This is a genomic window from Paenibacillus sp. N3.4 (genome assembly GCF_008017805.1).
GTDB lineage: Bacteria > Bacillota > Bacilli > Paenibacillales > NBRC-103111 > Paenibacillus_E.
Genome location: NZ_VRTT01000081.1, coordinates 16,025 through 32,410, shown reverse-complemented (window position 1 = coordinate 32,410; position 16,386 = coordinate 16,025). Strand labels below are relative to the sequence as shown.

General features: G+C 45.0%; 13 protein-coding genes. 4 read left to right on the top strand and 9 right to left on the bottom strand.

The features are described from left to right. Positions 1–20: 20 nt before the first annotated feature. Positions 21–1,238, bottom strand: a complete 1,218-nt coding sequence (gene glgB, locus FU659_RS28785) for a 1,4-alpha-glucan branching protein GlgB (protein ID WP_147950724.1) — start codon at positions 1,236–1,238, stop codon at positions 21–23. 181 nt (positions 1,239–1,419) lie between these two features. Here glgB and FU659_RS28780 point away from each other — a divergent pair, with 181 nt between their 5' ends. Genes FU659_RS28780 through FU659_RS28770 form a run of 3 tightly spaced genes read left to right on the top strand, consistent with a single transcriptional unit; the run spans position 1,420 to position 4,182 of the window. Further along, the gene (locus FU659_RS28780) at positions 1,420–2,544 is read left to right on the top strand and encodes a peptidylprolyl isomerase (protein ID WP_147950723.1); all 1,125 of its coding nucleotides are present in this window, start codon (positions 1,420–1,422) and stop codon (positions 2,542–2,544) included. Between the two features lie 54 nt (positions 2,545–2,598). Next, positions 2,599–3,465 (top strand): class I SAM-dependent methyltransferase, encoded by an 867-nt coding sequence (locus FU659_RS28775; protein ID WP_147950722.1) that lies wholly within the window; start codon positions 2,599–2,601, stop codon positions 3,463–3,465. Positions 3,466–3,468: 3 nt separating this feature from the next. Further along, entirely contained in the window at positions 3,469–4,182 is a 714-nt protein-coding gene (locus FU659_RS28770) for an RluA family pseudouridine synthase (RefSeq protein WP_147950721.1), read from the top strand. Positions 4,183–4,207: 25 nt separating this feature from the next. On the opposite strand, the gene FU659_RS28765 is transcribed toward FU659_RS28770, so the two are convergent. Further along, positions 4,208–4,612 (bottom strand): MarR family winged helix-turn-helix transcriptional regulator, encoded by a 405-nt coding sequence (locus FU659_RS28765; RefSeq protein WP_147950720.1) that lies wholly within the window; start codon positions 4,610–4,612, stop codon positions 4,208–4,210. A gap of 308 nt (positions 4,613–4,920) precedes the next feature. Here FU659_RS28765 and FU659_RS35920 point away from each other — a divergent pair, with 308 nt between their 5' ends. Then, positions 4,921–5,088, top strand: coding sequence for a hypothetical protein (locus tag FU659_RS35920; RefSeq protein WP_187274458.1), 168 nt, complete (start codon positions 4,921–4,923; stop codon positions 5,086–5,088). Here the strand turns inward: FU659_RS35920 and gyrA are convergent. From gyrA to FU659_RS28730, 7 genes are all read right to left on the bottom strand, one after another. After that, a complete protein-coding gene (gene gyrA, locus FU659_RS28760; RefSeq protein ID WP_147950719.1) occupies positions 5,079–7,520 on the bottom strand; it encodes a DNA gyrase subunit A in 2,442 nt (813 codons plus the stop codon). The genes FU659_RS35920 and gyrA overlap by 10 nt on opposite strands. Before the next feature lie 24 nt (positions 7,521–7,544). Next, positions 7,545–9,515 carry a DNA topoisomerase IV subunit B gene (gene parE / locus FU659_RS28755; protein WP_147950718.1) on the bottom strand — a complete coding sequence of 657 codons (1,971 nt, stop codon included), beginning with the start codon at positions 9,513–9,515 and terminating at the stop codon, positions 7,545–7,547. 30 nt (positions 9,516–9,545) lie between these two features. After that, entirely contained in the window at positions 9,546–10,538 is a 993-nt protein-coding gene (locus FU659_RS28750; RefSeq protein ID WP_147950717.1) for an ABC transporter permease, read from the bottom strand. Further along, complete coding sequence (locus tag FU659_RS28745) at positions 10,531–11,502, bottom strand: ABC transporter ATP-binding protein (protein WP_147950716.1); 972 nt, start codon at positions 11,500–11,502, stop codon at positions 10,531–10,533. Before FU659_RS28745 ends, FU659_RS28750 begins: the two co-directional genes overlap by 8 nt. 11 nt (positions 11,503–11,513) lie before the next feature. Continuing rightward, positions 11,514–12,329, bottom strand: coding sequence for a GDSL-type esterase/lipase family protein (locus FU659_RS28740; protein ID WP_147950715.1), 816 nt, complete (start codon positions 12,327–12,329; stop codon positions 11,514–11,516). 184 nt (positions 12,330–12,513) lie between these two features. Beyond that, positions 12,514–14,361 (bottom strand): ABC transporter ATP-binding protein, encoded by a 1,848-nt coding sequence (locus FU659_RS28735; protein WP_147950714.1) that lies wholly within the window; start codon positions 14,359–14,361, stop codon positions 12,514–12,516. After that, positions 14,358–16,202: an ABC transporter ATP-binding protein gene (locus FU659_RS28730; protein WP_147950713.1), complete on the bottom strand. Its 1,845-nt coding sequence runs from the start codon at positions 16,200–16,202 to the stop codon at positions 14,358–14,360. The genes FU659_RS28735 and FU659_RS28730 overlap by 4 nt, the downstream gene beginning before the upstream one ends. Positions 16,203–16,386 lie beyond the last annotated feature (184 nt).

Here is a 16,386-nt window from a genome sequence, read left to right as displayed (position 1 = left end):
GTTTAGGTGATAATTTACGATTAATGGGATCTAAGTTTCATATAACGGAGCATGTCATTCATCCAACCCATGTTCCATTTGTAATTAAATCCAAGCCCCCCCTCATGAACAGGAGCTGTTACGAGAGGCCAATCCGTTGAATCTTCAGCCATCATAAGCGCATCTGGGAAATAAGAGAAAACGACTTGGTTCAGCTTACGCAAGAAAGCCACGGCTTCGGGATTGTCATCGCCACCCCATTGATTATGAATCGGCTCTTCATCCCATCTCCCGAAATTAAGATGCAGCATGGAAGCAACAGCATCCACCCTTATACCATCCATATGATACATGTCCATCCAAAATACGGCATTTGAAATTAAAAAGCTTTGTACCTCCGGCCTGCCGAAATCAAATGTGAGTGTTCCCCACTCCAGCTTTTCAGCCTTACGAGGATCTTCGTATTCATAAAGCGGACTGCCATCAAATTGGCGTAATCCATGGCTGTCTTTGCAAAAATGACCCGGAACCCAATCCATGATGACTCCGATACCTTTCTCATGACAACGATCCACGAAACGCATGAAATCCTTAGGAGAACCGTGACGGCTCGTGACGGAGTAATATCCTGTGGCTTGATAGCCCCAAGAGCGGTCAAACGGATGCTCGGCAAGCGGCATGACTTCAATGTGCGTATAGCCCATTTCCTGGGCGTAATCAACGAGCTCATCCGCAAGCTGTACGTATGTATATAACTCTTCGCTCGTTCGATCTTTTTTGCGCCATGTGCCTAAGTGCACTTCATAAATGGACAAAGGTTTATTGTAAATCGGAGTGATCTTTTTTTGCTGCTGCCAGGCTTGGTCATGCCACTCGTAGCCATGCAAATCCACCACACGTGATGCCGTACCCGGACGCACTTCAGAATAAAAGGCATATGGATCTGCTTTATATAAAACCTGTCCATTTTCACTATGTATTTCAAACTTGTAGTAATCATTTTCTCGAGCTTCCGGGACAAAAACCATCCATACACCAAGTGTACTAATTCGTTCCATGCGATGTCGTCCGGATTGCCATATATTAAAATCTCCAAGCACATGAACGGCTTTGGCATGTGGTGCCCACACCGCAAATCGAACGCCTTCATGTCCTTCCTGTTTGCTTACATGCGCCCCTAAAATGCGATAACTGTGATAAAGGGCTCCTTCATGAAGCAAATATAAATCATCCGTGCTGGGAATACCAATCGACTCCATGTTATCCCTCCCAATATTCAGCTTGTTTAATCAAATTGTATGGAGAAAGGAAATTGCTACTGTACAAATACTACAAGAAGGTGAAGAATTCCTTCCATACTCGCGTAATAAAAAAGGGAAATCCTGTTCACTTGGTGAATTGTTAAATAGAATACAACAATGAAAGGTGGAAATATGAATCATGAAAGACAAGTTTAAAGGCCTAATTGTAGGTTTAACCATTGGATCCTTATTGAGCGGAACCGTGGCTTTTGCCGCAAACAGTCAAATTGAAGTCGCTTTTCGAAATTTGAAGTATATGTTCGATGGTGTTGAAAAAGCGCCTGCAGACGCAAAAGGCTTTATTTATGAGGGCTCCACTTATGTCCCCCTTAGATTCGTGAGTGAAGCACTAGGTAAGCAAGTGGAATGGGATGAAGAGAACGAAACGATTTGGGTAGGAAACAATCCCAAGCATATTGTGGCTTCCTACAAGGGTGGAAAGGTGACGAAAGGTGAGTTTGACACTTTCTTGGCTTTACAAACATTTTTCAATCCCGGCTACGCTTCGTCTGAGAGCAATACCGAGTATCAGCAATATATCATCAAAGAACTGATTCAGAATAAAATCCTATCCGCAAAAGCTTCAGAAGCGGATCAAACGGCTGCTAAAGACAATGCGACTAAGCAAATTACTGCTTGGAAAGCACAATTTTCGGAAACCAAGCTTCAAGAGGATTTGAAAAAGGTCAAGCTGACAGAAAACGATCTGCTTACTTATTTAATTACAAGCATGAGCTCGCAAAATTATATCCTCTCAAGTATCTCAGATGCGAGCCTGAAAGCCAAATATGACGAAACCTTGAAAGCCAATAAGGACGCCTATACCATCGCCTCTGTACGTCATATTTTGATTGGCCTAACCGATCCTAGCAGCGAGAAACCGCTGCGCACCAAAGAAGAGGCCTTGAAGCGCGCTCAGGACGTTCAGCAGAAGCTGAAAAACGGTGAAGATTTCACGAAGCTAGCCAAAGAGTACTCGGATGATCCCGGTTCCAAGGATAATGGCGGTCTTTATTCTGATGTCGAAGTTAGCAATTGGGTTAAAGAGTTCAAACAAGCGACTCTCGATCAAACTATCGGTACAATAGGCGACCCTGTAGCGACTCAATTCGGCTACCACGTCATTAAAGTGGAATCACGGTCAACCAAATCATTCGATGCGGTGAAAGCGGAACTGAAAGCTGCTCTCGAACAAGAACAATTTCAAGCTTTTACAGAAAAAGAACTGCCAGCTTTGATTGAAAATATCGATTTAGGTAAATAAATGGTGTACAATAGATGTTTAGTTAAGTATACAAGTTGAAGGATGGAATGCAGCATGTTTTATGCAAAAGATTGGATCGATTATGAGCTTCTTGATACGGGTGGCGGCGAAAAGCTGGAACGCTGGGGAAGCATTGTTCTAAGAAGACCTGATCCCCAAATCATCTGGCCGCTTCAAAAAGAAACGCAGGCCTGGCGGGATGCCGATGCCCATTATCACCGCAGTTCAAGCGGCGGTGGGCAATGGCAACAGCATTCGGATCTTCCTGAGCGCTGGACCATCACCTATGACCAGAAACTGACTTTTTATATCAAGCCGACAAGCTTTAAGCATACCGGCTTATTTCCAGAGCAAGCAGTGAACTGGAAATGGATGATTGACAAAATCCAAGCAGCAGGACGACCGATTAAGGTGTTAAACTTGTTTGCTTACACCGGCGGGGCCACCCTTGCCAGTGCCTACGCAGGCGCAGAAGTGTGTCATGTGGACGCATCCAAGGGTGTTGTGTCATGGGCAAAGGAAAATCTACATCTGAGCGGCCTCGGCAGCAGACCGGTTCGTTTCATTACAGATGACGTGTTCAAGTTTGTCCAAAGAGAACAGCGTCGCGGCAGCAAGTACGATGCCATCATTATGGACCCGCCCTCCTATGGACGCGGACCGAATGGCGAGACGTGGAAGTTGGAAGATGACCTCTTCCCCTTCATTCAAACATGCAAAACGATCCTTACGGACAACCCGCTTTTCCTGTTGATTAATTCCTACACAACCGGCATCTCGGCAACAGTCCTCCACAACATCTTGTCTATGGCCATGAAAGAGAAGCATGGCGGCACAATCTCCAGCGGTGAAATCGGACTGCCAATTACACATTCTGGTTTAATGCTGCCTTGCGGCATTCTCGGACGCTGGGAGGCGTAAAGGGTGTCAAGATCTAGAAATGTTTCGGATGCATCACAAATTCCGATCTTGTTCGAAGACAACCATATCCTCGTCGTGGAGAAACCTGTGAATATGCCGACACAAGAAGACGATTCGCGTGATTTGGATCTCTTGAATGCGTTGAAGGATGACCTTAAAGAACGCCACAACAAGCCTGGAAATGTGTACCTCGGGCTTGTTCACCGGCTGGATCGTCCTGTCGGCGGTGTGATGGTGTTCGCCAAAACATCCAAAGCCGCTTCCCGTCTTTCGGATTCGGTAAGAACGAGAGCATTGGACAAAACGTATATCGCCGTCGTCCATGGCAAGCCCTCACAGCCGTCTGGAACGCTGCGCCACTGGCTTCTGAAGGACACTCGGACCAATACCGTAAGTGTAGTCCGGGAAGGCCAGCAGGACGCCAAGGAGGCTGTGCTGGACTATAAGCTGATCGGCAGTGTAGACGGCCTTAGCTTAATCCAGATTAAGCTGCATACGGGAAGGCCACATCAAATCCGTGTACAGCTGGCAGCCATTGGCTGTACCCTTTACGGCGACCAACGCTATGGCAGCTCGGTCAATAAACCCGGCCAACAACTGGCGCTGTGGGCAACGGCACTCGCTTTTGAGCATCCAACACTGAAAGAAAAACTATCTTTTCGATCATTACCTCCACTACAGCACCCTTGGATGCTTTTTTCGCTCCCAGAGCTATAGATGGTTGAGTAATGAAAGATCATCTTTAGTTAGCGACCTTACCTAGCAAATAAATGAATAGCTTCTGATTATGGGCGGAAACGCGATTCAGGTAGGAATCCAACAATTGTTCTCGGATTCTTGTGCCTCTCTCGCATTCCGCCTTTCCTTTGTCCGTTACATGAACCCAAACGATACGGCGATCCTTTTCATCTCGCTCACGTAGGATTAACTCGCTTTTCTCCATACGATCCAATAAGGTTGTGATGGCTGCTGGGGTCGTGGATAAATAGGCGATTAAATCCGAAGGCTTCATACGATCATGCGCAATAATAAGCTCTAACACATGCAGTTGGCCCTCCGTAATCGTCGGAGCTAATCCTACCTCCATCTGAAATTTCAGTTCCTTGGATAGTTTCAACCATAACTTACCAAATTCATCCGAATACATAACTCATCAACTCGCTTCCATAACTGGTTCTTTATTCAAGTATAGCATGCCTTTTTCGGCGTTAAAAGGTTAATGGCATTAATATTTTCTTACAAGAACTGCACGAGTGTAGGACATGCTGTGGCATGCTGTCGACCGATTTACATCTTTGTCCTCTCTTGCCGTTTCCGGACAAATAATGACCTCAGATTAACACCGAGCCCATAACTGACATATACTGTGAAGCGGACATCAGACAGACATGAATCTGTAAAATCCATTTAATTTCTTATTCAGCATTATGTTTTCAACCAAAGGAGTGATTCGTTGTGGAAGCTTGGAAAACAGAACTTGGCCAAAAAGCCCTCGAAGCTGGCATACTGAAAGACCCACAGTGGCTGAATCGGCTGGATGAGCCGATGCCCCTGTGGGTCCTGTTGGAAATCGCATTTCAATTAATCGAGAAGCTGGATCCCCCTACCATTAGCTATGATTGAGGAAACCGCAATATCTCCATAATGCTTTCTGTTTTGGAAACAGGTATAACCTGTTTGCCTTGTGCTTTACGATCTTCCAGAGGCGCTGCCTCCGTCGAGAATCGCAGTTTTTCTCCGCTGCTCATAATGGCTGTTACGGTGTAATCCATCTTCACGATAAACGTGCGAATCAATGCTGCGCCGTTCGGTCTTACACGCTTGCCTTCCTTAAATTCAAAGGTAAGTATGCCTTTTCCTCCACGGCCTTGAATTGGGTAATCTACGACAAGAGATCGCTTTGCATAACCGAGATCAGAGATGACAAGCACTTCACCCTCATCGCCGTATATCCATTCAGCAGAGACCACTTCATCGTCTTCCTTAAGCTGAATGCCGCGAACCCCAGCGGCTGCACGGCCCATGGCGTTCACTTCTTCTTCGCGGAACCGGATGCTCATCCCTTGTTTCGTAACCAGTAATATTTCTTTGGTGTTGTCACTCATCTGAACATGGAGGACTTCATCCTGATCACCAAGCTTACAAGCTACGATTCCGATCGAACGATTCGTCATATATTCTTTGAGCTCTGTCCGTTTCACCTGGCCTTTGCGTGTGACGAATACGAGGAACTTGCTCGGGTCCTCGAAGCCTTTGACCGGAATCACGCTGACGATGCGGTCTTCCTTTGCAATAGGAATGACATTGACAATGGCCGTACCGTTCTCTTTCCACTTATACTCCGGCACTTGATGAACAGGCAGCAAGTAATATTGGCCTTTTTTCGTGAAAATAAGCAAGCTCTCGATCGTGTTTACATCTAGCAGGAAGCGTAAATAATCGCCTTCCTTCAAACCTGTATTTTCGAGTTCGCCACCTGAACGTGTATAGGAAAGCTTACTTGTTCTTTTCAAATAACCTTCATTCGACAACGTCACGAGAACATCTTCTGCAGTGACCATGACTTCCAGGTTAACCTTAAGCTCCTCTACTTCACCTTGAATTTCGGAACGTCGGTCGATACCGTATTTTTTACGGATTTCACCCATCTCATCTTTAATGACACCCAGCAGCTTCTTCAAATTGCCGAGTATGCCTCGCAAATAGGCAATCGTCTTTTCTACATCTTTAAGCTCTTTTTCAAGTGTAGTAATCTCTAAATTGGTTAAGCGGTATAATTGCAAGACAAGAATGGCATCGGCCTGACGCTCAGAGAAGCCGTATTTCGCGACGAGATTGTTCTGCGCATCTTGACGATTTTTGGAGGCTTTAATCGTTGCGATAACCTCATCCAAAATGTTTAGGGCTTTAACCAGTCCCTCCAACACATGGGCGCGATCTTCTGCTTTCTCCAGCTCATATTGCGAACGGAATGTGACAACTTCCTTCTGGTGTTCAATATAAGCTTCCATAATTTCACGAATACCTAATTGCCGCGGCGCCTTATTAACGATGGCAACCATATTGAAATTATAGGTTACCTGCAAATCCGTTTTCTTAAGCAAATAGGCGAGAATACCTTGAGCATCGGCTTCCTTCTTCAACTCAACAACAATACGCAAGCCGTTGCGTCCGCTCTCATCGCGAACTTCAGCTATGCCTTCAACTTTCTTTTCCAGACGAATGTTTTCCATGGCCGTAACCAAACGCGATTTCACCACTTGATACGGAATTTCAGTAATAACAATTTGTTGTCTGCCGCCACGCATATCTTCGATTGCTGTCCTGGATCTTACATAGATACGGCCTTTTCCTGTGCGGTAAGCCTCCCGAATGCCTTCTTCGCCCATGATAATGCCGGAGGTAGGGAAGTCGGGTCCTTTGACGATCATCATCAGTTCTTCAACCGTTATTTCCGGTTTATCGATCATCGCCATGCAGGCATCGATGACCTCACGCAAATTGTGAGGTGGAATTTCTGTGGCAAATCCGGCCGAGATTCCACTAACGCCATTTACGAGCAAATTCGGATATCTGGCGGGAAGAACAACCGGTTCCTTCGTAGAATTATCGAAATTATCCTTAAACATGACCGTACGCTTCTCAATATCGCGCAGCAGTTCCATGGCAATTTCAGAAAGACGTGCTTCTGTATAACGCATAGCTGCCGGCGGATCATCATCGAGCGATCCCCAGTTACCATGACCATCTACAAGCGTATGCCCCATCTTCCATGGCTGCGCCATACGAACCATGCCGTCATAAATGGAAGCATCTCCGTGAGGATGATAGTTCCCCATGACATCCCCAACCGTTTTGGCTGATTTGCGGTAAGGCTTATCCGGTGTATTGCCCGAGTCATACATGGCGTATAACACACGTCGCTGTACAGGCTTCAAGCCGTCTCTAACATCAGGAATCGCGCGATCCTGAATAATATATTTGGAATACCGCCCGAAGCGATCTCCGACGATTTCCTCCAGATAGGCTGGTAAAAACTCTTCTAATAGGCTCAACTTTCAGTCACCACTCTTTTTGGTCTACTCGACATACTCGGTAAAATCAACGTTTTCTATAATCCAGCGCTTGCGAGGATCTACTTTATCACCCATTAATGTTGTCACACGTCGTTCTGCTTTGGCTGCATCTTCAATCTGTACTTGAAGGAGTGTCCGGCTTTCCGGATTCATGGTCGTTTCCCATAATTGCTCGGGATTCATCTCGCCAAGTCCTTTGTATCGCTGTAATTCGGTGTTTTTGCCAAGCTCTTTCACAACAACCTGCAACTGATCGTCTGTCCAGGCATAGCGATATCCGCCATTTTTCCCTTTTCTGGTCACTTTATAAAGCGGCGGCTGAGCGATATAAACTTTACCTGCATCAATTAAAGGCTTCATATAGCGATAAAAGAAAGTCAGCAGCAGTACCTGAATGTGCGCTCCATCCGTATCGGCATCGGTCATAATAATAATTTTGCCATAATTCGTCTCTTCGGATTCGAACTCAGAACCGACGCCTGCCCCAATCGCGGCGATAATGGCTTTGTACTCATCGTTCTTCATAATATCGAGCAGCTTCGCTTTCTCCGGGTTCATCGGTTTCCCTTTGAGCGGCAGAATGGCTTGATGCTTCGAATCACGGCCCTGCTTCGCCGATCCACCAGCAGAATCGCCTTCTACAATGAACAATTCATTGCGCTGTAAATCCTTGGATTGAGCAGGCGTGAGCTTGCCATTCAGGTTAGAGCTCTCACTCTTCCCTTTCTTGCCGCTGCGAATTTCTTCACGTGCTTTACGCGCGGCTTCACGTGCTCTGGAGGCTTGTACAGCTTTCTTCAGCATCATTTGTGCGATCTGAGGATTTTCCTCCAGGAAAACCGTCATTTTATCAGAAACGACAGCATCCACAGCGCTTCTGGCAATCGCACTTCCGAGCTGGTCCTTTGTTTGTCCGACGAATTCAACGTCGCCCATCTTAATATTGATAACCACCATCATACCTTCCCTAAGGTCGGTACCATCGAGGTTTTTATCCTTTTCTTTGAGAATGCCCCCTTTGCGGGCATATTCATTCATGACTCGTGTATAGGCTGTCTTGAATCCGGTCTCATGTGTTCCGCCGCCTCGTGTCGGAATGGAATTTACGAAAGAAGCGATCGTTTCGGTATAACCATCGTTATACTGCAGAGCCACTTCAACTTCAATTTCATCTTTCTCCGAAGCAAAATGAATGACGGGATGAAGGACCGTTTTCTCCTCATTCAGGAATTCCACGAATTGGCTGGCGCCGCCCTCGTATTGGAACGAATCCTGTTTATCCGTGCGATCATCTTTTAAGTTGACGAGTAGACCTGAGTTCAAGAAGGCAATCTCTTGAAGACGTTCCGCCAGCGTATCATAATTGATCGTCGTTCCGCCTTGGAAGACACGCTTATCAGGCTTAAAGGTAACTTTCGTGCCTGTGCGATTCGTATTTCCTGTCACCTCTAACCCAGTCGTTGGTTCTCCGACATGCTCAATGCCAGCGCTGTCTACCCAATATTCGAAACGCATTTTGTGAATTTTGCCATCCCGGTAAATCTCTACTTCGAGCCACTCTGAAAGCGCATTGGTCACAGAAGCGCCAACGCCGTGCAAACCGCCTGACTTCTTGTAGCCGGATCCGCCGAACTTGCCGCCGGCGTGAAGAATTGTAAATACAACCTGAGGTGTAGGCACACCTGTTTTATGCATCCCTGTTGGAATACCTCTGCCATTATCCTGTACGGTAATGGATTGGTCTTTATGAATGGTCAAGCTGATTTTGGAACAATGTTTAGCCAGATGCTCGTCTACCGCATTGTCCACGATCTCCCAGATCAGATGATGCAGTCCTGAGCTGCTCGTGCTGCCGATATACATGCCCGGTCGTTTACGAACAGCGACAAGGCCTTCCAACACCTGGATATCATCGGCATCATAGCTTGAAGCTTGGGCTTTTCCATCCGCAAATACTTCTAGATGCTCGGTCATTTAAGCCCTCCTTTTATCTAATCTATCCATTTAGTTCAATACATCTTTGCGAGAAAATACGGTAAAGGAAACGATAAGCGAAGCCAATGCCCATATACTTAAAACGCTTAGTGAAAAAGTCAAATCCATTCCTTTAATCGGCGGCAGTCCACCTGTTAAATATTTTGTTAAATCCAAGTTAACCATGAACAAATATTTCGCCGTTTCCCACGAGGAAACCATATTCGAAAGAATCGTTCCCGAAATAAGGACCGCCAGCATAACGCCCATTCCCGCTGCTGTTGAACGAACAAGAACAGAGAGCATGAGGGACATGAAGGCTACGACCATGGCTGAGAACCAGACTAAACCAAGCTCCATGATTAGGAAAAACCATTGGTCCACAGCCCGGACTCGACTGAAATCAACATCCGAACCGGAAAGCTGAATACCGGTAAACACAGGCATGCTCCATCCGTTATACCCAAAAACAAGTCCTGAAATCAGGTAACAAAGCACAGCTGTTGAGAGCACCGTAAGCGATGTAAAGAAAATAACAGTAATTAATTTACTCAATAGGATTTTCCATCGTCGGACCGGTCTTGTCAACAATAATTTAATAGTCCCCGTTGCATGCTCCGATGATACGATATCGGCAGAAATGACCATGATAATAAGAGGGATGAATAAACCAACCGCATTTTTTACAAAATCTCGTGTAAACGTAACCGCATTGGGTGAGGTTGGATCCACGTCTTTCTCCAGATAATAGTTCGCAATCTGAATCTGTACCTTAAGCTGCTGCTTCCATTCTTCCGGTGTTCTTGCCGAGGATAAACGTTTTTCCGAATCAGCAATTTTTTGCCGCTGGTCTGCTTTCCAGTCCGACGTACCGAACTGCTTTTGTGAATTTTGAGCAACTCGCATCTGTGCGTAAGTAAACATGGGGATTAACGCAAGGAGAATGAGTAGGATGACATAGAAACGCTTTTTCTTTATCATTTTAATACATTCATTTTTGACTAATGCGTATAAACTACTCAATTCTTTCACCTTCCGTTAAACTCAAGAACAAATCTTCGAGTGTTGGATTTTTGATTTCTACAGCGTAGACGTTAATTCCTGCTTCCATCAATTGCCTATTTATTTGCGGGACATGCTCTTTATTCAGTTGTGTAACGATCTGACGCACAAAGGAATCATTACCCACCTGATTTTCTTCTGAAATTTCTTCAATTTCATGAACGAGCGGCGAGGCAGCCAGCAGCTTCTCGGCTTGCTCGGCAGGTGACACCGACCAAACGACTTTGCCACCTTGTGCAATCAATTCGTTCACGGCACCAACTTGTATAACCTCACCATGACTAATAATCGCGACCCGATCGCACATTTGTTGAATTTCCGTTAATAAATGGCTTGAAACGAATAAACTGAGACCATCTTTAGCCAAACGTTGAATAAATTCACGCATTTCCTTGATACCTTGCGGATCGAGGCCATTCGTTGGCTCGTCCAGAATCAATAAACTGGGCCGCCCCAGCAAGGCTTGTGCAATGCCAAGCCGTTGACGCATGCCAAGCGAATACGTACGAACTTTATCATGGATTCGTTGGTCCATTGCAACGATGTCAACAACTTCTTGAATCCGCCTCTGATCAACGTTAGGCAGCATTCTTGCAAAGTGCTCTAAATTTTCCCATCCTGTCAAATAAGCATATAATTCAGGGTTTTCGACAATACACCCAACATGGCTCATCGCTTGATCATGCTCTTTGCGTACGTCGTAACCGCAAATATGAATAGACCCTTCTGTCGGTCGTATCAAATCAACGAGCATACGAATAGTCGTTGTTTTTCCCGATCCGTTGGGTCCTAGGAAGCCGAAAATTTCTCCGGCATACACATCAAATGAGATACCTTTAATAATTTCTTTGTCTTTAATTCTTTTTTTAATATTTCTGACGGATAGTACCGTTGCTGGAGCTTTAAGCGGATCTGTTACTGTCATCCTTACACCTCCTATTTCAGAATTTGTACAATCCGATCGGCAATTCGTTCATAACCGTCCCCATTCGGATGAAAGTGATCGGCCGCGGACAAATATTTGATCAAATTTTGCTCAAATAAATCATAGGTCGGTACGATAATCATATTCGGATATTTATTTGTCATGGCAAATACGCTGTCATTCCATTTTTGAACAATCAGAGACCCCTCACGATTAGGATCTAAATCCAGGAATGGATGATATAGCCCAATGTACATGACTGTTGCCTTCGGGTTGGCCGTATGTAGGGCTTCGATGACTTGTCCCATTTTCGTCAAAGCAGGCTCAACACGTATTCGGGCAGCCTCCGGATTAAATTCGGTTTGATTGTCTCCTGTAAACATACCCTCGCCACCGGCAAAAAGATCATTGCCGCCAATCGTAAGTAAAACGATATCTGCCTCAGCAAGCGCATCCTGCGTCTTTTTCATTGCTAAATCGGCTAAGAGCTGATCACTTTTGTAACCGGGAATAGCCAAATTATTAAGTACAAATACCGGTTTGCTGCTTTGTTTTTCCAGCTTCTCACGGACTCGTCCCACATACCCCTTACCTGTGTTATCGCCTGTTCCTGCCGTTAATGAATCTCCCAGGGCAACAATCTGGAGCTTGCTTTTACTCTCGATCATTGTCTCTTGTTTCTGCGGAGCCGATACAAGAGCTGGATCTCCCGAGGCTTTGGGAAACCATATCTGATTCGCGGCGTAGGCAAAGCCTACCGCAAAAACAATCGTCGAAATCGAGGCTGTTAATCCAATTGCACCCCATATATAGCGAGATGATCTCAAATGAGTTCCCTCCTGCGTAAAAAATGGCCTAATTCACTATAAGAGTATAGCTTCTTGGAGAAATTTGCAAACGCTACAAATCAAATGTACACCATTCACGATCATACGTTCGCCATTCCTTCATCATAACAAAAAAGCCGTTTGACTGCCAGCGCAGTTAAACAGCTCTTTCATCCTTCGTTGATTACACGGCATTTTGCAAAAATTTGTACTGAGCTTGGATGAGGCCATAGTAAATCTGTTGTTCCCTCATCAATTCCTCATGATTGCCAATTTCCATCATACGACCATGATCTAGCACAACAATTTTATCGGCATTACGGATAGTAGAAAGCCTGTGCGCAACGATGAAGGAAGTACGACCCGCAAGCAATGTTTTGAGCGCCTCCTGAATCTTAAGTTCTGTCTCTGTATCAATGCTCGCCGTAGCTTCATCCAAGATAAGAACCTGTGGATTCGCCAACAATGCCCGAGCAAAGGAAATCAGCTGCCGTTGACCCATCGAAAGCACATTACCACGCTCTTGTACTTCCGTATCATAGCCACCAGGTAAACTAACAATAAAATCATGCGCATGGACCGCTTTGGCAGCCTGCTCAATTTCTTCATTGGTTGCATCCAAACGGCCAAAGCGAATATTGTCGCGGATCGTTCCTGAGAAAATAAACGTATCTTGCAGAACAATTCCAATCTGCGAACGCAAGCTTTGAATCGTTACTTCGCGAATGTCGTTGCCGTCCACAAGAACCCTTCCTTGTACAGGATCATAGAAGCGGCATAGTAAATTCATGATCGTACTTTTACCTGAACCCGTATGTCCGACGAGCGCGATAGATTGACCTGCCTGTACCTCCAAGCTAATACCATTCAAAGCAGGTCGACCCGGCTCATATTCAAAAACGATTTGTTCAAATTTCACATGGCCTTGAATCGGCGGCAGCTCGCTTGCGTCTTTACTTTCTGCAACGGTCGGTTTCTCATCTATGTATTCAAAAATCCGCTCAGCTGAAGCCATTGCAATAAGCAACTGCGAATACATTTGGCCTAATCTATTAATAGGTTCCCAGAAATAGCCGATGTAGGTGGCGAAGGCAACCAACAATCCAATCGTTATTTCGCCTGTCTGTATGAAATGCGCCCCTAGCCAAAATAAAATGAAATAACCGATAGCTCCCGTAATTTCAATGATGGGACCAAATGATTGATTGAGCATGGAAGCACGGTTCCAAGACAACCGATTGATCATGTTCATCTTGGTAAAGAAGTGAATATTTTCTTTTTCTTGCGTATAAGCTTGCGTGACTCGAATGCCCTGAATACACTCATTTAAATGCGCATTCAACCGTGATTGCTTCATCGTTACATCCTGCCAAGCCTGGCGTATCTTTTTGCGAAGCTTCGTCGAAACAAGGAACATGATCGGAACCGTGACGATAATCGCTGCTCCCAGCTTGAAATTATACGTTAATAAAATAATGATAATACCGCAAAGCTGCACTAAATCAATTAATAAGTTGACGACCCCATTCGTAAATAGATCCTGCAAAGAATTTACATAGTTCGTCACTCGAACAAGCACAGATCCGGCCGGACGAGTGTCAAAAAAACGAAAGGATAGCTTTTGAATATGGCTAAACAAGTCATGCCGCAAATCATAAATAACGCGCTGTCCAATCATATTCGTATATTTGATCCGAAACGTATTAGCCAACCATTGAATCACATATACACCTAACATAATACCAACGATCCAGAGCAATAAATTTTTATTTTTCGGCGTTATGGCATCATCGATAGCAACGCGAATCAGTAACGGAATCGTGAGCTTCGTAATAGCGCCAACAAACATCATGATGATGATAATTGGCAGCATTTGTTTTCGATACGGCTTCATATAGCTAAATAATCGTCTTAATTGACCCCAATCAAACGGTTTCTCAATGAGTTCATCATCTTGATAGACAAATCGTTGCCCTGCTTGGGAATCTTCTTTTTCGGCAGATGCCTCAGCTTGCTTCGAATGCGTACTCAATGCGCTAACCTTCTTTCCAATGACGATGAGTTGTTTAAAGATTTGCTTTCAACATCTATATTCAAATCTCGAGCGGCAGCAGCCTGATTGTCCGCAGTAGGGTGCAGGTTCGGTTGATCAGCATATTGAATTTGATAGGTTTGACGATACAAACCTTCTTGCTCAAGCAGTTCTTGGTGTGTGCCTCTTTGCAGAATGCGTCCTTTGTCCAAAACGATGATTTCATCCGCATGCTTCAAAGATGATATGCGATGAGCAATAATGAAGGTCGTACGCCCTTTCATCACTTCGCCAAAGCCTGCTTGAATTTCATGTTCGGTTTCCATATCTACGGCGCTAGTCGCATCGTCCAAAATTAGAATTTTCGGATCTTTCAGTAACGCTCTTGCAATGGCAATCCGCTGCTTCTGTCCGCCCGATAAGCCAAGTCCGCGTTCACCAACTACCGTATCGTAGCCTTCCGGAAGCTCCATAATGAAATCATGCGCTTTAGCCAGCTTCGCGGAGCGTATAATATCATCCATGGTGACACCTTGACGTCCATAAGAAATGTTATTGCGAATCGTTGACGAGAACAGGAATGTTTCTTGAAATACGGTCGCAATTTGACTGCGAAAGCTTTCCAATTGCACAGTGCGAATGTCTTTGCCGTCAAGTAAAACTTTACCTTCTTTGACATTGTACGCTCTCATGAGCAAGGAAATAATCGTCGTTTTTCCTGAGCCCGTGCTCCCCAATAGACCAATGACTGAACCCGGCCGCGCATCCACAGAGAAATCGTAGAGTGAGGGCTGTTTCTCCGGATAAGCAAAGGTAACATGCTCGAATTGAACGTGTCCCTTTATGTCTTCCGTGACTAAAGCCGCTGCTTCCGGTTGATCTTTGACATGCATGTATTGATGCAAAATCTCTAAAATTTTCTCGCCGGAAGCTTTCGTTTGTGTAAAGTTGTTAATATGAAATCCAAGCTGCCACATCGGGCCAATGATGTACCAGATTAGACTAAAGCAAGCAACCAACTCACCTAAGGTTATGGCATTTTCAATGACCATGTAGCCACCAACACCAAGCAGCATAACAACGCTTAGGTTCGCCAGAATTTCCATTATCGGGAAATATTTAGCCCAAATCCCCGAAGTTTCAATGTTCATTGATTTATAATCTTCATTGCGAGCTGAAAATTTCGTCACTTCATAAGGCTCGCGAGCAAATGATTTTACGGTTCGCACCCCTGTAATATTTTCCTGTACAGCGGTAGTCATCGTACTCAGCGATTGACGCACCATGCGAAAAGCCGGATGAATTTTCCCCTCAAAGCGAATCGCCGTAAAAGCAAGGAACGGCATCGAAACCATCGTGAGCAGAGCAAGTTTCCAGTTGATCGAAAACATCATGGCCATACCGAATATAAGCATTAATCCGACGTTTAAGAGCTGGGCAAATCCAAATCCAATGAATTGCCTAATCGCTTCCAGATCTGCTGTCAATCGCGACATTAAGTCCCCTGTTCGAGCTTGATCGTAGTATTGAAAAGACAAATACTGAAGCTTGTTGTACAGGGCATTCCGTAGATGATAAGCAACACGATTGCCTAATCGACCCCCGCATAAACCATGAAGAAACTGAAGCATGCCTTTTAACGAAACAACGACCACCACCGTAAGCGCTAACTTCGGAACGAGCCCGAATTGTTCCTTTGCGATCACATCATCGATTAAATACCGAAGTAAATTCGGATAAACAAGACCTAGCGCAGTTGCTGTGGCTAAACAAGCAATGGCTGCAAAAAATAATTTTTTCTCAGGCCAGAAATACGGTTTCAGTTGTCTAAACACATCCACTTTTTGGGACCCCCCTCAAGAAGGAAAAATTAGGAATAAGTAAGAAAGCGTTTTAATACCTAATGAATCTTATCACCAACCCTATGAGCGAGCAATCAGAGGATATGAGGATTTAAGCGCTTAAATGCCCATAACTTCACAAAAACAGGCAGGAATCCACCCTATTCTTGGAAATCATCCCGAT